Origin of the sequence: Streptomyces sp. TSRI0107, from assembly GCF_001905845.1 — a bacterium.
Classification (GTDB): domain Bacteria; phylum Actinomycetota; class Actinomycetes; order Streptomycetales; family Streptomycetaceae; genus Streptomyces.
Genome location: NZ_LIVZ01000002.1, coordinates 642,049 through 661,987 on the forward strand (window position 1 = coordinate 642,049; position 19,939 = coordinate 661,987).

Annotated in this window: 3 protein-coding genes; all 3 read right to left on the reverse strand. The window is 76.6% G+C overall.

Annotated features, from left to right (window positions below):
* Positions 1-90: 90 nt before the first annotated feature.
* The 3 genes from AMK31_RS39655 to AMK31_RS06705 all read right to left on the reverse strand — a co-directional run bounded on the left by AMK31_RS39655 (position 91) and on the right by AMK31_RS06705 (position 19,865).
* On the reverse strand, positions 91-16,965 hold the full coding sequence (locus AMK31_RS39655) for a type I polyketide synthase (RefSeq protein ID WP_073939438.1): 16,875 nt from the start codon (positions 16,963-16,965) through the stop codon (positions 91-93).
* Positions 16,966-17,116: 151 nt separating this feature from the next.
* Positions 17,117-17,239 carry a hypothetical protein gene (locus AMK31_RS42055; RefSeq protein ID WP_274535955.1) on the reverse strand — a complete coding sequence of 41 codons (123 nt, stop codon included), beginning with the start codon at positions 17,237-17,239 and terminating at the stop codon, positions 17,117-17,119.
* 49 nt (positions 17,240-17,288) lie between these two features.
* Positions 17,289-19,865: an acyltransferase domain-containing protein gene (locus tag AMK31_RS06705; RefSeq protein ID WP_073939439.1), complete on the reverse strand. Its 2,577-nt coding sequence runs from the start codon at positions 19,863-19,865 to the stop codon at positions 17,289-17,291.
* Between the last annotated feature and the right edge of the window lie 74 nt (positions 19,866-19,939).

Here is a 19,939-nt window from a genome sequence, read left to right on the forward strand (position 1 = left end):
GGTACTCGACGAGCTTGTCGTCGTCGGCCATGGGAACCTCACTCGTTGTCGTGTCTGCGGGTGTGCGGGTGTGCGTGTCTGCGTGGCCGGTCAGGGCCTTCGGAGGTTCTTGTCGATGTAGGCCATGAGCTCGTCGGCGGTGGAGGTGGCGGTCGCGGTCACGGTCGCGGTCTTCGCGGGGTCGTCCGCCTCGGGGTCCGGTTGCTGCTGCCACGCGGACAGGAGGGACTTCAGCCGCAGTTCCACCCGTGCGCGCAGGCCCGGGTCGTGAGGCGCCCCGGTGAGGGCGTGTTCCAGGCGGTCCAGTTCGGCGACGAGGTCGCCGTCGGCCGGTGCGGGCGCCAGCCGGGTCAGGAGGTGGTCGGCCAGGCGGGCCGGGGTCGGGTGGTCGAAGACCAGGGTGGTGGGCAGGTCCAGGCCGCACAGGTCGCCGAGGCGGTTGCGGAGTTCGACCGCGGTCAGGGAGTCGAAGCCCAGGTCGAGCAGCCGGTCGTGGGCGTCCACACCGGCCGGGGACGGCCTGCCGAGGACCTTGGCCACCTCCCCGCGCACCAGGTCGGTCAGCAGGCGCGGCCGCTGCTCGTCCGTGGCGGCCCGCAGCCGCCGCGTCCACGCGGGGGTGCCCGGTACGGAGACGGTTTCGCGGCGCGGCGCGGCACCGGTCGCGGACGGCGCCGCCGCGTCGGCCAGTTCGCGCAGGACGGGGGCGAGCGAGCCCTGACCGGCTCGTTCGCGCAGCACGGCGAGGTCGAGGCCAACGGGGACCGGCACCGCGGTGTCCTGGCGGAGCGCGGCATCGAACAGGGCCAGCGCCTCGGCCGGTTCCAGGGCGGTGACCCCGGCCCGGGCGAGCCTGGCCCGGTCGGCGGCGGCGAGCTCCCCGGCCATGCCGCCGGTCTCCCCCCACCAGCCCCAGGCCGGGGAGACGGCCGGCAGGCCCTGGGCGCGGCGGTGCGCGGCGAGGGTGTCCAGGAAGGCGTTGGCGGCGGCGTAGTTGCCCTGGCCCGCGGCTCCCAGGGTGCCGGCGACGGACGAGAAGAGCACGAACGCGGTCAGGTCCCGGTCCCGGGTCAGTTCGTGCAGATGCCAGGCCGCGTCGGCTTTCGGCCCGAGCACCCGGTCGAAGTGTCCCGGGGTGAGCGTCTCCAGGACGCCGTCGTCAAGGAGCCCGGCGCAGTGCACCACGGCGGTCAGGGGCCGCTCGGCGGGGACGGAGCCGAGGAGCGCGGCGAGTGCCGTGCGGTCGGACACGTCGCAGGCGGCGATCCGTACCCGGGCGCCCAGCTCGGCGAGTTCGGCGGTGAGCCGGGCGGCCCCCGGCGCCTCGCCGCCCCGCCGCCCGGCGAGCAGCAGGTGCCGTACGCCGTGCTCGGCGGCCAGGTGGCGGGCGATCCGGGCGCCCAGTCCGCCGGTGCCGCCGGTGATCAGTACGGTGCCGTCGGGGTCGAACGCCGGTCCGGCGGAGGGGACGGGCGGGGCCGCGGGGGTGAGCCGGGGCACGGTGACGGTGCCGGTCCGCAGGACGAGCTGCGGCTCGCCGGACAGGGCGGCGGCGGGCAGTACGGCGGTGGAGGACGGCTCCCGGTCCGTGTCCACCAGGACCACGCGGCCGGGGTGTTCGAGCTGCGCGGAGCGGACCAGCCCCCACACCGCGCCCGCGACGGGGTCGGGCGCCGGGTCGCCGGGCGTGCTCGCCACGGCGTCGCGGGTCAGCAGGACGAGGGGGGTGGCGGCCAGGCGTGGTTCGGCCGTCCACGACCGCAGCAGTCCGGCGGTGTGCCGGAGCGCGGCGCGGGTCCGGGCCGGCACGTCGTCCCGCGCACGCCCGGCCGGCACCGGGGCGAACGCGATCCTCGGGGCGGGCAGACCGCGGTCGAGGGCGGCGCGCAGCGCGTCGACGTCGGCGTACGGCACGGCGTCGAGGCCGTCGTCGTCCGGGTGCGCGCCCACCACGGCGGAGGGCGCGGTGTCCGGGGCGGCCGGGGCGACGGGCAGCGACCGCCACCGCAGCTCGTACAGCGACCGGGGGGCCGCCGGTGCGGCGGGGCGCAGCAGCAGTGATCCGACGGTGGCGACGGGTGCGCCGGTGTCGTCCGCGAGGTGCAGCGACAGGCTCTCGCCGCGTACGGCCAGGCGGACCCGGAGCCGGTCCGCGCCGTCCGCGTACGGCGTGACGTCGGTCCAGGCGAACGGCAGGCGCGGTGCGTCGCCCCCGTCGCGCGGCGGGCGCAGGGCCGCGGCGTGCAGGGCCGCGTCCAGCAGCGCGGGGTGCAGCCGGTACCGTCCGGCGTCGGCACGGGCCTCCTCGGGCAGCGCCACCTCGGCGAGCAGGTCGTCGCCGTGGGTCCACGCGGCGCGCAGGCCCCGGAACAGCGGTCCGTAGTCCACGCCGGTCGCGGCAAGCCGCTCGTACAGCGCGTCGACCGGGACGGGGACGGCGTCGGGCGGCGGCCAGGTGCCGGTGGGGGACGGGGCGGCAGCGGGCGCTGTCGTCAGTGTGCCGGTGGCGTGCAGGGTCCACGTCTCCCCCGGTGCCGCCCCGCCGGGCCGGCCGTGGAGCGACAGCCGGCGGCGGCCGTCGGGTTCCGGTCCGGTGACCCGCAGGCGGAGCTGGACGTCGTCGTGCTCGGGCAGGACCAGGGGGCTGCGCAGGGTGAGTTCGGCAAGGTGGTCGCAGCCCAGGCGGGCGCCCGCGTGGAGCGCGAGCTCCACCAGGGCGGCGCCGGGCAGCAGCACCTCGCCGCGTACCCGGTGACCGGCGAGCCACGGGTGCGTGTCGCGGGACAGCGCGCCGGTGAGCAGCAGCTCGTCGGTGTCGGGGAGTTCCACCCAGGCGCCGAGCAGCGGGTGCTCGGGCGGGCGGAGTCCGGTGCCCGCGAGGCCGGGCCCGGCGGGCGTGGCCGGCTCGTCCGTCGCGGGCAGCCAGTACCGCTGCGGCTGGAAGGCGTACGTCGGCAGGTCCACGCGCCGCGCGCCGGTGCCGGCGAAGTACGTCTCCCAGTCGATCCCCACGCCGCGGACGTGGAGCCGGCCCAGCGCGTCGGCGAGCGCGTCCGGTTCGGGGCGGTCGCGGCGCAGCGCGGCGACGGCGGCCACGGCCGGCCCGCCCTGTCCGGCGGCGAGGCCGGCGAGGGAGCCGTCGGGCCCGATGTCGAGCAGGGTCCGTACGCCGCCCTCGGCCACGCGCCGCACGGCGTCGTGGAACCGGACGGGCCGGCGTGCCTGTTCGGTCCAGTACGACGGCGAGCTCAGCTCCTCGGCGGTCACGGGGCGTCCGGTCAGCGTGGAGACGATGGGGATGGCCGGCTCGTGGAAGGTGAGGCTCTCGGCGACGGTGCGCAGCTCGGCGAGGACCGGGTCCATCGCGGGCGAGTGGAAGGCGTGGCTGACGCGCAGCCGGGTGACCCGGTGGCCGCGTTCGCCGAGCCGCTCCGCTACGGCGAGGACCGCGTCGGTGCGGCCCGACAGGACGACGGAGGCGGGACCGTTGACGGCGGCGACGGCCGCGCCTTCGGTCAGCAGGGGCAGGACGTCCGCCTCCGGCGCGTCGACCGCGACCATCGCCCCGCCGCGAGGCAGGGACTGCATGAGCCGGCCGCGGGCCGTCACCAGGGCCGCCGCGTCGGGCAGGCTCAGCACTCCGGCGACGTGGGCGGCGGCCAGTTCGCCGACGGAGTGACCGATCAGCGCGTCGGGGCGCACGCCGAGGTGTTCGAGCAGCCGGAAGAGCGCCACTTCGACGGCGAAGAGGGCGGGCTGGGTGTACTCGGTGGTGTCGAGGAGCGCGGCCTCCTCCGAGTCCTCCTCGGCGTCGACGACTTCGTGCAGCGGGCGGGGAAGGTGGCGGTCGAGTTCCGCGCGGACCGCGTCGAACGCCTCGGCGAAGACGGGGTGCCGGGTCCTGAGCCCGCGTCCCATGCCGAGCCGCTGGCTGCCCTGTCCGGCGAACAGGAAGGCCGTCCCGCCCCCGGCCGTCCGGCCCGCCGCCGGTCCGGGAGCCGTCTCTCCCGAGACCAGGTCGTCCAGCCGCTCCAGCAGGTCCTCGCGGGTGGCGGAGACCAGGGACGCGCGGTGTTCCAGGGCGGCGCGGCCGGTGGCCAGGGAGTAGCCGACGTCGAGCGGACGCAGGTCGGGGCGTTCGGTGAGGCGTCGCCGCAGCCGCGCGGCCTGGGCCCGCAGGGCCGGTGCGGTGCGGGCGGACAGCAGCCACGGCACCGCCTCGCGCCCGGCCGGGCTCGGGGTCCGCACGGGTGCGGCGGCGGCCGGTTCGACCGGGGCCTGTTCGAGGATGACGTGGGCGTTGGTGCCGCTGATCCCGAACGAGGAGACACCGGCGCGGCGCGGTCGGCCCGTCGCGGGCCAGGGCACGCTCTCGCCGAGCAGTTCCACCGCGCCCGACGACCAGTCGACGTGCGGGGTGGGCCGGTCGACGTGCAGGGTCTTCGGCAGCGCGCCGTGCCGCATCGCCATCACCATCTTGATGACTCCGGCGACGCCCGCGGCGGCCTGGGTGTGCCCGATGTTGGACTTGACCGAGCCGAGGCGCAGCGGCTGCCCCGCCGGACGGTCCTCGCCGTAGACGGCGAGCAGGGCTTCCGCCTCGATGGGGTCGCCCAGCGAGGTGCCCGTGCCGTGCGCCTCGACGGCGTCCACGTCGGCGGGGGCCAGCCCGGCGGCGGCGAGGGCCTGGCGGACGACCCGTTCCTGGGAGGGGCCGTTGGGCGCGGTGAGGCCGTTGCTCGCGCCGTCCTGGTTCACGGCGGTGCCGCGCACGACGGCCAGGACGGGGTGGCCGTGGGCGCGGGCGTCCGAGAGCCGTTCGAGGAGCAGGACGCCGGCGCCCTCGCCCCACCCGGTGCCGTCGGCGGCCGCGGCGAACGGCTTGCAGCGTCCGTCGGCGGCGAGGCCGCGCTGGCGGGAGAACTCGACGAAGGGGGTGGGGGTCGCCATCACGGTGACGCCGCCGGCCAGCGCCAGATCGCTCTCGCCGGACCGCAGCGACTGCACGGCCAGGTGCAGCGCCACCAGCGAGGAGGAGCAGGCGGTGTCCACGGACACGGCGGGCCCTTCCAGGCCGAGGACGTAGGCCAGCCGCCCGGACGCCACGCTGCCCGCGGTGCCGGAGCCGAGGTAGCCCTCGACCTCCTCGGGCACGCGCCGGGCCCAGGAGCCGTAGTCGTGGTACATCACTCCGGCGAAGACCCCGGTCCGGCTGCCGCGCAGCGCCGACGGGTCGATGCCCGCGCGTTCCACGGCCTCCCAGCCGGTCTCCAGGAGGAGCCGCTGCTGCGGGTCCATGGCCAGTGCCTCGCGCGGGCTGATCCCGAAGAACTCGGCGTCGAACTCGGCGGCGCCGCGCAGGAACGCGCCGCGGCGGGTGTAGCTGCGGCCCGGCCGGCCCGGCTCCGGGTCGTACAGCTCGTCGGGGTTCCAGCCCCGGTCGAGCGGCATGTCCCCGACGGCCTCGGCGCCCCGCGCCACCAGCGACCACAGGGCGTCGGGCGTGGTGAGGTCGCCCGTGTCCGGGTCGCCGGGGTAGCGGCAGGCCATGGCGACGATCGCGATCGGTTCGTCGGCGGCGGCCCGGTCCCGTGCCGCCCGCGCCGGCCCGGTCCGCGGGGTGGTCGAGCCGAGCAGTTCGGCCGCCAGGTGTTCGGCGAGTTCGCGTGGGGTGGGCCGGTCGAAGACCAGCCCGGCGGGCAGGGTGAGGCCGGTCAGCGCGCCCAGCCTGTTGCGCAGTTCGAGCCCGGTCAGGGAGTCCATGCCGAGTTCGGAGAAGGCGCGGGTGTCCTGGGTGTCGTCCATCGCGTCGAGGCCCAGCACGGCGGCCGCCTCCTCGCGTACGAGGGCGGTCAGGACGCGCGTCCGCTCGGTCTCGCCCAGCGTGCGGACGCGCTCGGCGAGGGCACCGGCGGGGGCGGTCGTGCGCCGCGTGGCGGCCGGCCGGTCGGGGCGGCCCGACGGGGTGACGCGCACCAGGTCGCGCAGGGGGGCCGGGACGGCCGGTGCGGTGCCGGGTCCGCCGCCGGCACCGGTCGCGAGCGCCGCCTCGACGGCGGTGACGTCGAGCCGCAGGGGCACGAGGGCGGGTTCGTCGGCGGCGAGGGCCGCGTCGAACAGGGCGAGGCCGTCCGCGCTGGTCAGCGGGCGGACGCCGGTGCGGGCGAGGCGGCGCAGGTCCGTCTCGTCGAGCGCGGCGGTCAGCCCGCCGCGCTCCTCCCACAGCCCCCACGCCAGCGAGGTGGCGGCGCGGCCCTCGGCGCGGCGGTGGGCGGAGAGCGCGTCCAGGAAGGCGTTGGCCGCGGCGTAGCCGGCCTGTCCGGCCGAGCCGAGCACTCCGGCGGCCGAGGAGAAGAGGACGAACGCCGACAGGTCCAGTTCGCGGGTGAGTTCGTGCAGCCGCCAGGCGGCCTCCGCCTTGGGACGCAGTACGCGGTGCAGCCGCTCGGGCGTCAGGGAGGTGATCGCGCCGTCGTCCAGCACGCCGGCCGCGTGCACCACCGCTGTCAGGGGGTGTTCGGCCGGCACGGCGGCGAGCAGCCGCGCCAGGGCGTCGCCGTCGGTGACGTCGCACGCGGCGAAGGTGACCTGGGCGCCGTCACCGGCGAGTCCCGCACGCAGTTCCCCGGCGCCCTCGGCGCGGTCGCCGGCGCGGCTGACCAGGAGGAGGTGGCGTACGCCGTGCTCGGCGACCAGGTGCCGGGCGACGAGCCGGCCGAGCAGGCCGGTGCCGCCGGTGACGAGGACGGTGCCGTCCGGGTCGAGGGCCGGGGCGGGCCGGGACGCGGGCGCGGTCCGCACCAGGCGGGGCACGTGCGCCGTGCCGTCGCGGAGCGCCACCTGGGGTTCGTCGCCCGCCGCCGCGGCGAGCAGGGCACGCGCCGAGGAGTCGGTGCCGTCCACGTCCACGAGGACGAAGCGGTCCGGGTGCTCGGTCTGCGCGGAGCGCAGCAGGCCCCAGACGGCGGCCTGGGCCGGGTCGGCGGGGTCACCGGCGGCCACCGCGACGGCGGCCCGGGTGACCAGCACGAGGCGGGCGCCCGCCAGCCTGTCGTCCGCCAGCCACTCCTGGACGAGCGCGAGGACACGCGTGGCCGCCGCGGCGGCGGCGACGGGCGGCGCCTCGGCCGGGCCGCTGTCCGGATCCGCGCCGGTGGTGGCGAGGACCAGCCGCGGCACCGGCTCTCCGGCGTCGAGGGCGCGGCGAAGTGCGCCCAGGCCGGCGTGACGGCGTACGCCTGCCGGCAGGCCCGTGAGGCGGGAGTCGTCGTCCGCCGCGACGACGGCGGCCGTGTCCGGCGTGACGGCCGGGTCGGTCGTGGCGGCCGGGTCGGGCCGGACGGTGGTCGTGGGCCAGTCCAGGCGGTGGAGCCCGGTCTCACCGGCGGCCGGCAGAGCGGCCGTCAGGTCCTTCGGCACGGGGCGCAGGACGACCGAGCCGACGGCCGCGACCTGCTCGCCGTCCTCGTCGAACACGGTCAGCGCGGCCTCGCCCGCGCCCGCGGTGGTCAGCCGTACCCGCAGGGCGGCCGCGCCGGGGCGGGTGACGGACACGGTCTGCCAGACGAACGGCAGGACGGCGTCCGAGTCCTCGTCCGCCGTGAGCCCGACCGTGTGCAGGGCCGCGTCGAGCAGGGCGGGGTGCACTCCGTAGCGCTCCGCCTCGGCCGCCTCGGCGTCGGCCAGGGCGACCTCGGCGTACAGGTCGTCACCGGCCTGCCAGGCCCGGGTCAGGCCCTGGAAGGCGGGGCCGTAGCCGTAGCCCCGGCGGGCCAGCCGCTCGTAGAGGCCGGTCACCTCGACGGGGCGGGCGCCGCGTGGCGGCCACTCGGTGGGCGCCGGTGCGTCCGCGGCCTCTTCGGGGGCGGTCGTGAGCACACCGGTGGCGTGCGTGGTCCACTCGGATCCGGCGGCGCCGTCCTCGTACCGGGAGTGGATGCGCACGGACCTGCGGCCCGCCTCGTCGGCCGCGCCGACCGACACCTGGAGGGCGACACCGACGGCGGCCGGTGCGGCCAGCGGCGCGGTCAGACCGAGTTCACCGAGGGCGCCGCAGCCGACGTGGGCGCCGGCGTGCAGCGCCAGCTCGACGAAGGCCGTGCCCGGCAGCAGGACCACGCCCGCGACCCGGTGGTCCGGCAGCCACGGCTGCGCCCGGTCGGTGAGGCGGCCGGTGAAGAGGTACTCGTCGGTGCCCGCGAGGTGGACGACCGAGGACAGCAGCGGGTGGTCCAGCGGCTGCTGGCCCAGGCCGTGCGCGGACCCGCCGGTGACCGGTCCGGGCCGGTCCAGCCAGTAACGCCTGCGCTGGAACGGATAGGTGGGCAGGGGCAGGTGCGGCCCCTCGGCGGGTCCGAGCAGTGCCGCCCAGTCCACGGCGACGCCTCGGACGAAGTCCTCGGCGGCGGCGGGCGCGGGCCCGGACGCGGCGGGCGCGGCCGCCACGACGCCCTCGGCGCCGGCGGCGACGGACCGCAGGCCCGCGAGCAGGTCGTCGCGCCCGGTTCCCAGGACCACCGCGCGGTGCTCGAACGCCGACCGCGTGGTGGCCAACGCCCGCGCCACGGCGAACGGTTCGGGAATGTCCCCCGTCAGGTCGGCGAGCAGCCGCTCGGCCTGGGCCCGCAGCGCGTCGCGGGTACGACCGGACAGCACCCAGGGGACCAGGCCGCCCGGCTGAGCCGCCTCACCCTCGGGTGCGGGTTCCGGTTCGGGTTCTTCGAGGATGACGTGGGCGTTGGTCCCGCTGATCCCGAACGACGACACCCCCGCCCGCCGCGGCACCCCGCCCGCCTTCTCCCACGGCACGGACTCGGTCAGCAGCGACACCGCACCCGCCGACCAGTCCACCTCCGGCGACGGCTCATCCACATGCAACGTCCGCGGCAACACCCCGTGCCGCATCGCCATCACCATCTTGATCACACCAGCCACACCGGCAGCCGCCTGCGCATGCCCGATGTTCGACTTCAACGAGCCGAGGAGGAGGGGGCGTTCACCGGGACGCTCCTGCCCGTAGGTGGCGAGGAGCGCCTGCGCCTCGATCGGGTCGCCCAGCCGGGTTCCGGTGCCGTGCGCCTCTACGGCGTCCACGTCGGCCGGCGTCAGTCCCGCGTGCGCCAGCGCCTGCCGGATGACCCGTTCCTGCGAAGGGCCGTTGGGTGCCGTCAGGCCGTTGCTCGCGCCGTCCTGGTTGACGGCCGAACCCCGCACCACCGCCAGCACCCGGTGCCCGTTGCGCCGCGCGTCCGACAGCCTCTCCAGCAGCACGACACCGACACCCTCGGCCCAGCCCGTGCCATCGGCGGCGGCGGCGAACGCCTTGCAACGCCCGTCCGGCGACAGCCCCCGCTGACGCGAGAACTCCAGGAAGACGCCGGGGCTGGACATCACGGTCGCCCCGCCCGCGAGGGCGAGGGAGCACTCGCCCTGGCGCAGCGACTGCGCGGCGAGGTGCAGTGCCACCAGCGATGTCGAGCACGCCGTGTCGACCGACACCGCGGGCCCTTCGAGGCCGAGGACGTAGGCCAGCCGCCCGGACGCCACGCTGGCCGCGCTGCCGGTCAGGACGTAACCGTCTGCTCCGTCGGCGGGCTCCGCGAGGCGGGGGCCGTACTCGCCGTTGGACGTGCCGACGTAGACACCCGTGTCGGTGCCGCGCAGGGCGGCCGGGTCGATGCCCGCGCGTTCGACGGCCTCCCAGCCGGCCTCCAGGAGCAGCCGCTGCTGCGGGTCCATGGCCAGCGCCTCGCGCGGGCTGATCCCGAAGAACTCGGCGTCGAAGTCGGCCGCGTCGTACAGGAAGCCGCCGCTTCGGGTGTAGGTCGTACCGGGGCGGCCCGGCTCGGGGTGGAACAGCCGGTCCACGTCCCAGCCCCGGTCGAGCGGCATGCCGCCGATCGCGTCGGCTCCGGACGCGACCAGGTCCCACAGTGCCTCGGGTGAGGTGACCCCGCCCGGGTAGCGGCAGGCCATCCCGACGATCGCGATGGGCTCGTCGGCGGCGGCCGGGCTCGGGGTGCGCGGCCGTGCGGTGCGCCCGTCGGAGCCGCCCTCGCCGTCCCCGCCGTCCTCGCCGGTGAGCAGGGTGAGGACGAGCCGTGTCACGTCCTTGGGGGTGGGGTGGTCGAAGACCAGGGTGGTCGGCAGCCGCAGGCCGGTGGCGGCACCCAGCCGGTTGCGCAGTTCGACCGCCGTCAGGGAGGTGAGACCGAGCTCGGAGAACACCCGGCCGTCGCGGACCCGTTCCGGGGACGCGAATCCGAGCACGGCCGCGACCGCTTCCCGGACGATGTCGCCCACCCGCTGCTCGCGTTCCCGCGGGCCGAGACCGGCCAGCCGCTGCGCGAGGTCGCCGCCGGGTCGGGCCGGGGTGGCGGACGCCTGCCGGTCCGCGGCGAACGCCTCGAACAGCGGGCGCGGGCGGGCCACCGTAGTGGCGGGGACGAAGGTGTCCCAGTCGACGCGGGCCACGGTGACGCAGACGTCGTCACCGGCGAGCGCCCGGCCGAGCGCGGCGAGTCCGTCGTCGGGGTCGACGCCCTCCAGGCCGATGCGGGCGAACTCCCCCGCGACGGCAGCGCCCGCCGCCATGCCCGCGCCCGCCCAGGCACCCCAGGCGATGGAGGTGGCGGGCAGCCCCTCGGCGCGCCGGTGCTCGGCCAGCGCGTCGAGGCAGGCGTTGCCGGGGGCGTAGCCGCCCTGCCCGGGCAGACCCCAGGTGGCGGCCACGGAGGAGAACAGGACGAAGGCGGTCAGGTCCGGGTTGTCCCTGGTCAGCAGGTCGAGGTTGCGGGCGCCGGTCGTCTTGGCGCGCAGCGCCCGGTCCAGCTGGGCCGGGGTGAGGGCGTCGAGCAGGGCGTCGTCGAGCTGCCCGGCGGCGTGCACCACGGTGGTGAGCGGCAGGTCCTCGGGCACGTCGGCGATCACGGCGCGCAGGGCGTCGAGGTCGGCGGCGTCGCACGCGGCGAACGTGACCCGCGCGCCGAGCGCGTCGAGTTCGGCGCGCAGGGCGTCGGCTCCGGGTGCCCGGTCGCCCCGCCGGCTGACGAGCAGCAGGTGTTCCGCCCCGGCGGCCGCGAGCCACCGTGCCACCCTGGCGCCGAGCGCGCCGGTGCCGCCGGTGACCAGGGCGGTGCCCCGGGTCCGCCAGGGGCGTCGCGCGCGGGCCGTCGCGGGTGCGCGTTCGAGGCGTCGCACGAGCACGCCGTGCGGCCGTACGGCGAGCTGGTCCTCGCCGGGGGCGGCACCGCCGAGGACGGCGGCGAGGTGGGCGGCGGCCGTGTCGTCCGGGTGCTCGGTCAGGTCGATCAGGCCGCCCCACCGCTCGGGATGTTCCAGGGCGACGATCCGTCCCAGGCCCCACAGCTGTGCCTGGTCGGTGTCGCGCAGGCGGTCGCCGGGGCCGGTGGACACGGCTGACGCGGTGACGCACCAGAGGGGGGCGGGCGAGTCCAGGTCGCCGAGCGCCTGGACCAGGGCGAGCGAGGCCGCCAGTCCGGCCGGTACGGCGGGGTGCCCGGCGGCGTGGCCGTCGTCGAGTGCCAGCAGGGACAGGATTCCGGCCGGGGGTGCCTCGGTGAGGTGGGGGCGGAGCAGTCCGGCGATGCCCGCGCGGTCGGCCGCCGGGTCGATCCGGATCTCTCGTACGTCCGCGCCGTGGGCGCTCAGCGCGTCAGCGGCCGTCCGCGCCCACGCGTCGGAGCGGGGTCCGGCCGGGCGGAGCACGAGCCAGGTGCCGTGCAGGACGGTGGCCGGGGCGGGGCCGAGGCGCCGCCAGCCGATCCGGTAGCGCAGGCCGTCCAGACCGGCGTCGGCACGCCGTCGGTCGTGCCAGCGGGACAGCGCGGGCAGCAGGGCGGTCAGCGCCGCTACGGGCGGCTCGTCCGGCGTGTCGCCGACGCCGACTCCCAGTTCCTCGGCGAACGCCTCCGCGTCGCCCTCTTCGACGGCCGTCCAGAGCCTGCGCTGTGCCTCGTCGGACGCCTCGGCCGGTGCGTCGGCGGGCCGGCGGCCGGAAGGTTCGAGCCAGTAACGCTCCGCCCGGAACGGGTAGGTGGGCAGCTCGGCGTGGCGTGCTCCCGTACCGGCGAACAGCACGTCCCAGTCCACGCCGACCCCGTCGGCGAAGTCCGCCGCGGCGGACGCCACCAGGCCGGCGGCCGGGCCGTCGGCGGCAGGCGGGGCCGCCACGACGCCCTCGGCGCCGGCGGCGACGGACCGCAGGCCCGCGAGCAGGTCGTCGCGCCCGGTTCCCAGGACCACCGCGCGGTGCTCGAACGCCGTCCGCGTGGTGGCCAGCGTGTACGCCGCGTCCACCGGGCTCGGTCCGGGTTCGGCGGCCAGGTACCGGCTCAGCCGCAGGGCGAGTTCGCGCAGCGCCTCGGGGGTCTTCGCGGACAGTGCGAGGGGCACGAGGTCCATGCCGGTCGGGGTCGCCCCAACCTCGGGTTCGGGTTCGGGTTCTTCGAGGACGACGTGGGCGTTGGTCCCGCTGATCCCGAACGACGACACCCCCGCCCGCCGCGGCACCCCGCCCGCCTTCTCCCACGGCACGGACTCGGTCAGCAGCGACACCGCACCCGCCGACCAGTCCACCTCCGGCGACGGCTCATCCACATGCAACGTCCGCGGCAACACCCCGTGCCGCATCGCCATCACCATCTTGATCACACCAGCCGCACCGGCAGCCGCCTGCGCATGCCCGATGTTCGACTTCAACGACCCCAGCAGAAGGGGCCGTTCACCAGGCCGCTCCTGCCCGTAGGTCGCCAAGATCGCCTGCGCCTCGATCGGATCGCCGAGCCGCGTACCCGTCCCGTGCGCCTCCACGGCGTCCACGTCCCCCGGCGCCAGCCCGGCCTGCGCCAGCGCCTGCCGGATCACCCGCTCCTGCGAGGGACCACTCGGCGCCGTCAGGCCGTTGCTCGCGCCGTCCTGGTTGACGGCCGAACCCCGCACCACCGCCAGCACCCGGTGCCCGTTGCGCCGCGCGTCCGACAGCCTCTCCAGCAGCACGACACCGACACCCTCACCCCAGCCCGTGCCATCGGCGGCGGCCGCGAACGCCTTGCAACGCCCGTCCGGCGACAGCCCCCGCTGACGCGAGAACTCCACGAACGTCCCCGGCGTCGACATCACCGTCACACCGCCCGCCAGGGCGAGCGAGCACTCGCCCTGCCGCAGCGACTGCGCGGCCAGATGCAGTGCCACCAGGGACGAGGAGCACGCCGTGTCGACCGACACCGCGGGCCCTTCGAGGCCGAGGACGTAGGCCAGCCGCCCGGACGCCACGCTGGTCGCGCTGCCGGTGAGCAGGTGTCCGTCCGTGCCGTCCGCCGCCTCGTGGAGGCGCGGCCCGTAGTCGGACGCCATCAGTCCGGTGAAGACGCCGGTGTCGCTGCCGCGCAGGGCGGCCGGGTCGATGCCGCTCCGCTCGAACGCCTCCCAGGCCGTCTCCAGGAGCAGCCGCTGCTGCGGGTCCGTCGCCAGCGCCTCGCGCGGGGACATGCCGAAGAACTCGGCGTCGAAGCGGTCGGCGTCGTGCAGGAAGCCGCCGTGGCGGGTGTATGTGGTGCCCGGGTGGCCGGGGTCGGGGTCGTAGAGGGCGTCAAGGTCCCAGCCGCGGTTGCCGGGGAACGCGGTGATGGCGTCACGGCCGTCGGCGACCAGCCGCCACAGGCTGTCGGGGCTGTCCACGCCGCCCGGGTAGCGGCAGGCCATGCCCACGATGACCACCGGATCGTCGTCCGGCGCGGGGGCGCCGGGTGCGGGCACGGGGGTGGGCTTGTCGTCGCCGGTGCCGAAGAGTTCGGCACCGAGGCGGGTGGCCAGGGCCCGTGGTGTGGGGTGGGCGAAGACGGTCGTCGCCGGCAGCCGCAGGCCGGTGGCGGCGTTGAGGCGGTTGCGGAGTTCGACGGCGCCCAGGGAGTCGAAGCCGAGGGTCTTGAAGTCGAGCCGGGTGTCGACCGCGTCGGCGGAGTCGTGGCCGAGGACGGCGGCGGCCTCGTCCTGGACCAGCCGGAGCAGCAGGGCGTCCCGGTCGGCCTCCGGCGCCGCGGTCAGCCGCGCTCGCGGCGAGCGGCCGGCCGTGTCCGGTGCGCCGGTGCGCGGGCCGGTCTCCGGGCGCGGTCCCGCGCCGGCCGACGCGCCGGTCGATGCGCCGGCCGACGCGGCGGCCCGGCCGGTGGGCAGCCAGTACGGCCGGCGCTGGAAGGCGTACGTCGGCAGGTCGACCGTACGGGCGTCGCCGAAGACGGTGCCCCAGTCGACGGCGGCCCCGGCCACGTGGGCCTGGGCGAGGGAGGTCAGCAGCCGGGCCCGGTCGCCCTGGTCGCGCCGGAGGGTGCCGACGACGGCCGCCGGGTCGTCCGGTGTGGCGGCGAGGTCGAAGGTCTCCTGGATGCCGACGGTGAGCACGGGGTGCGGGCTGGACTCGACGAACAGCCGGTGTCCGTCGGCGAGGAGCAGGCGGACGGTCTCCTCGAACCGCACGGTCCGCCGCAGGTTGCGGTACCAGTACTCGGCGCCCAGTTCCGTGGTGTCGGCCACGGCGCTCGCCGTCACGGTCGAGTAGAAGGCGACGTCCGTGGTGGGCCGCGGTGTGATGTCGGCGAGGGCGGTGAGGAGTTCGTCCCGCACGGCCTCGACGCCCGGGGAGTGGGAGGCGTAGTCGACGGGGATGCGGCGGGCCCGTACGCCCTCCGCCTCGTAGGCGGCAAGGAGCTGGTCGAGTACGGCGGTCTCGCCGGCCAGCACGGTGGAGGACGGTCCGTTGACGGCGGCGACGGCGACCCGTTCGCTCCACGGTGCGACGCGCTCGGCGACCTCGGAGACCGGCAGCGGTACGGAGACCATGCCGCCGGTCCCGGCCAGCCGGGCGATCGCCCGGGAGCGCAGGGCGACGATCTTCGCCGCGTCGCGCAGGCTCAGCACCCCGGCGACCTGCGCGGCGGCGATCTCGCCCTGGGAGTGGCCGACCACCGCGTCGGGCGTCACCCCGTGGGCCTTCCACACCTCGGCGAGCGACACCATGACCGCCCAGAGGGCGGGCTGGACGACGTCGACCCGGTCCAGCGACGGCGCGTCGGCGTCCGCGCGCAGCACCGCGGTCAGGGACCAGTCGACGAACGCGGACAGGGCGCTCTCGCACTGCGCGATCCGCGCGGCGAAGACCTCGCTGTCCGCCAGCAGCCGCCGTCCCATCGCCACCCACTGGGAGCCCTGGCCGGGGAAGACGAGGACGGTACGCCCGCGTGCGACGGGTCCCGTGGTCACCACGGCGTTCTTCGCCGGCCGGCCGTCGGCGACCGCGGCGAGTCCGGCGAGGAGTTCGTCGCGGTCGCCGCCCACGACCACCGCGCGCTGCTCGAACACCGACCGGGTGGTCACCAGGGAGTGGCCGACGTCGGCCGGTTCCAGCTCGGGCCGGTCCGCCACGAAGCCGGCGAGTCGCCCGGCCTGCGCGCGCAGCGCGTCGGTGCCGCGGGCGGACAGCACCCAGGGCACGGGGGCGGCGGCGCGCGCGCCGGTCTCCCCCCGCGGCGCGGCGTCCGGTGCGGGCCGCCCGGCGGTCGGGGCTTGCGCGAGCACCACGTGGCAGTTGGTGCCGCCCACCCCGAAGGAGCTGACACCCGCGACGAGTTCGCGCCGCTCGTCGGGCCAGGGGGTCAGACGGGTCTGGACGCCGAGGTTCAGCTCGTCCAGCGGGATGCGCGGGTTGGGTGTCTCGTGGTGGAGCGTCGGCGGGAGCTGCCGGTGTCCGATGCTGAGCGCCACCTTGATGAGCCCGGCGATGCCCGCGGCGCCTTCCAGGTGGCCGATGTTGGTCTTCACCGACCCGACGCGCAGCGGGGCGGTTCCGGGGGTGCGGCGCGTGCCGAGGGCGGCTCCCAGGGCGGCGGCCTCGACCGGGTCGCCGACGGGGGTGCCGGTGCCGTGGAGTTCGACGTACTGGATGTCGTCCGGGGTGGTTCCCGCGCGCCGGTGGGCCTGCCGGATGACCTCTTCCTGGGCGCGGGGGTCCGGTGTGGTGAGGCTGTCGCCGCCGCCGTCGTTGTTGGTCGCGCTGCCGCGGATCACGCACAGCACGGGGTCGCCGTCGGCGAGGGCCCGTTCGAGGGGTTTGAGGACGACGAGCGCGCCGCCCTCGCCGCGTACGTAGCCGTTGGCGCGGGCGTCGAAGGTGCGGACTCGGCCGTCCGGGGAGAGCCCGCCCATCCGGGCCGCGGTGGCCGCGCTCTCGGCGGCGAGGGCGAGGTTGACTCCGCCGGCCAGGGCCAGGTCGCTCTCGCCGCGCCGCAGGCTCTCGCAGGCCAGGTGCACGGCGACGAGGGAGGACGACTGGGCGGTGTCGACGGTCAGGCTGGGTCCGCGCAGCCCGAGTCCGTACGAGACGCGGTTGGCGATGATGCCGCGCTGGAGACCCGTCAGCCAGTGCCGGCCGACGGCGTCGGGTCCCTCGCGCCGCAGCAGGGTCGCGTAGTCGTCCCAGATGGCGCCGACGAACACTCCGGTGCGGCTGCCCGCGACGCGTTCGGGGACGATGCGGGCGTCCTGGAGGGCTTCCCAGCCCAGTTCCAGCATCAGCCGCTGCTGAGGGTCCATCGCCTGCGCCTCGCGGGGGCCGATCCCGAAGAACGCGGCGTCGAATCCGGTGACGGTGGACCAGTCGAGGAATCCGCCGTGCGCGAGCCCGGCGAGCCGGTCGGCGCCGTCCGCCTCGTCGCCGGCCGGGTTCGCGGCGCGGCGCTCGGGCGGCAGGGGGACGACGGCGTCGACGCCGTCGCGCAGGAGCCGCCAGTACTCGTGCGGGCCGGCGGCCCCGGGCAGCCGGCAGGCCACGCCGACGACCGCGATCGGCGCGTCCCGCGGGTCGGGCGGGGCGGCCGGCGCGGTGTGCGCGGGGGGCTCCGCGGGCCCGTGCGACGAGACGCCGCTGCTGTCGTGACCGTGTCGGCGGCCCATGGTGGTGTGTTCCTCCCCGGTACGGTCGGGAGCGGCGCCCGCGCGCGGCGGTGCCGGAGCGGTGCTCCCGGGTGGTGCGCGATGGGTGCGCGACGGGTCGCGCGCTGTCTCGGTGCGATGGCGGGGCCGCCCGGTGGCGCGGCAGCGCCGGTCACGGGAGCCGCGGGCCCGCCCGCTTGTGCCGGTGGGTGCCGTGCGGGCCCTGACCGGTCTCCTCGTCGAGTCCGTCGCCGTACGCGGACCCGCGGGTGCTCCCCGTCGCCGGTTCGGGCACGCGGGCGTCACCCGTGCCGCCCGGTGGGGGATTCCAGGCGGCACGGGAGTCAGTGATCCGCTGCCGGGAACGGGTAGGCGGGCAGGTCCGCGGCGGCACGGCGGGCGGCGCCGGGTTCGGCCGCCGGGCCGAAGACCGCCTCCCAGTCCGGCTGGGCGCCCCGCGTGAACAGCGTGGCGACGGCGGTGCTCAGGGTGGCCCCCTCGGGCAGTCCGGGGCGCAGGGCGTAGGCGAAGCCGCCCTCGGGCGCGGCCATCCTCGCGAACGCGCTGAGCACGGGCGACGGCCCGAGTTCGAGGAAGGACGTCACGCCCTTGCCGGCGAGCCAGCCGATGCCCTGGGCGAACCGGACGGGGCGGCGGATGTGCTCGACCCAGTAGTCGGGGTCGCCGAGTTCGTCGTCCCCGGCGCGCATGCCGGTCAGGTTGGAGACGACCGGGATCCGCGGGGCGTGGTAGTCGACCTTGCTCGCGACGGTGCGGAACTCCTCGAGGATGCCCTCCATGTGGAGTGAGTGGAAGGCGTGGCTGACCCGCAGCCGGGTCGTCTTGAAGCCCTCCTCGGCCAGTGCCGCGGCGACCGCGCCGGCCGGTTCCTCGTCCCCGGAGATCACCGTGGCCGTGGCGGTGTTGACGGCGGCGATGTCGACGCGTCCGTCGCCGTGCCGTTCGAGGGCCCTGGTGACGGTCGCCTCGTCCGCGGCGACGGCGATCATGGCCCCGCCGGCGGGCGCCGACTGCATCAGCCGGGCCCGTGCCGCGACCAGGTCGCAGGCGTCGTCGAGGGAGAACACGCCGGCGACGTGGGCGGCGACGAGTTCGCCGAGCGAGTGGCCGATCAGCTGACTCGGTGTCAGTCCCCAGTCGGTGACGAGCCGGAACAGCGCCACTTCGAGGGCGAACAGCGCGGGCTGCGCGTACAGGGTGAGGTTGAGCAGGTCGGACTGCTCGGTTCCCTGCTCAGCGAACATCACGTCCAGCAGCGGCTGGTCGAGATGGCGGTCGAAGCGCTCGGCGATCTCCTCCAGCGCGGCGGCGAACACCGGGTACTCGGCGTGCAGTTCGCGTCCCATGCCGGGCCGCTGGCTGCCCTGCCCGGTGAACAGGAAGGCCGTCGGCTCGTCGGCGGCCCGGGCCGGCGGCACCACGTTGACCGCGAAGCCGTCGTCGGCGATCGCCTCGAGTCCGGCCAGCACCTCCGAGCGGTCCGCGGCGACCAGCGCGGCCCGGTGGGCCAGCGGGGTGCGGCCCGCCGCGAGGGCGTACGCGGCGGCGCCCAGGTCCAGGTCCGGGTGTTCGGTGACGTACGTCCTGAGCCGGTCGGCCTGCCGCAGCAGGGTGGGAGCGTCGTGCGCGGACAGCACCCAGGGCAGGGCGCGGGGGGCCGTGGCGGGTTCGCCGGACGCCGAGGGGGCGGGCCGGTCCGCGTGGCCGGCTTCCTGCCGCCGCAGGATCCGCAGGGGTTCCTCGGCCCAGGTGTCCGGGGCGGCCGCCGCCATCGCCAGGTCGCACTCGCCGCGCCGCAGGGCACGGTGTGCGGCGGCGAGCGCGGCACGTCCGGGGGAGGTGCCCGCGTCCGGCGCGCCGACGGGTCCCTGCCAGCCGTAGGTGGCGGACAGGCGGGCGGCCGAGCGGCCCGCGCCGCCGGGCCGGCCGTCGTCGCCGTCGCCCGCCTCGGGGGTGAGGGAGCGCTCGACGAAGACGCCGACCTGCCGGCCGCGGGTGGAGGCCGGCGGGATCATGACCCGTTCGAGCAGCTGCCAGGCCGTGGTGGCGAGGACGCTGTCGCGGCCGGACACCGGTGTGCCGGGGCCCAGGGTGAAGGCGGCGGCGTCGAACGGCATCGGGACGGCCCGCCGGGTGCCGAAGCCGCGGAACGGGCTGGCCAGGCTGTGGACGCGCGCCGGGGACGGCACGGCGGCCGGGGCCGCGGTGTACGGCGTGAGCACCGTGCGCAGCAGTTCCAGGAACTCGGCGCGGTTCTCGCGGACGAAGAAGTGTCCGCCGTCCACCTGGTGCAGCCGGTAGGTGGCCGTCGTGCGGTCCGCCCAGCCGGCCATGTGGTCGCGGGGCACCAGCCAGTCCTCGGTGCCCGAGAACACGTGGATGGGGCAGGGGATCCGCGAGCCCGGCTCGTCGCGGTGCGTCCGCCACAGGAGCAGGTCCTCGCGCAGCGACGCGGTGACGGAGTCGACCCAGTCGGGGTAGGCCAGCACCTCGCGGGGCATTCCGCTGATCTCCAGCATGAACTCGATGAGGCTGTCCTCGTCCAGCTCCAGGGAGTCGAGGGTGTGGGCCACGTCCGGCGCCGGGAACGCCCCGACGAACAGGGCCTCGGGGGCGCGCAGGCCGCGGGCCGCGCGGCGCCGCACCAGTTCGTAGCCGACGAGGCCGCCGAAACTGTGCCCGTACACCAGGTGCGGGCCGTTCAGCAGGGGCGTGAGGCTCTCTTCGAGCCGGTCGACGAGTTCGTTCAGGTCTTCGACCCGTTGGTCCCCGCCGCGTCCGGGAAGAGTGACCGGCACGACCTCCACATCGTCGGCGAGCCGGTGCTGCCACCCGGAGAACAGGGAAGCGTCGCCCCCTGCGTGATGGAAGCAGACGAGTCGCATCGGAACCCGGTCCATGCCCAATCCTTCCTCGCGCTGTGACGCCTGCGTTCACTCTTTCGGAGCGTTCTAAAGGTCTGTACAAGGCGCGG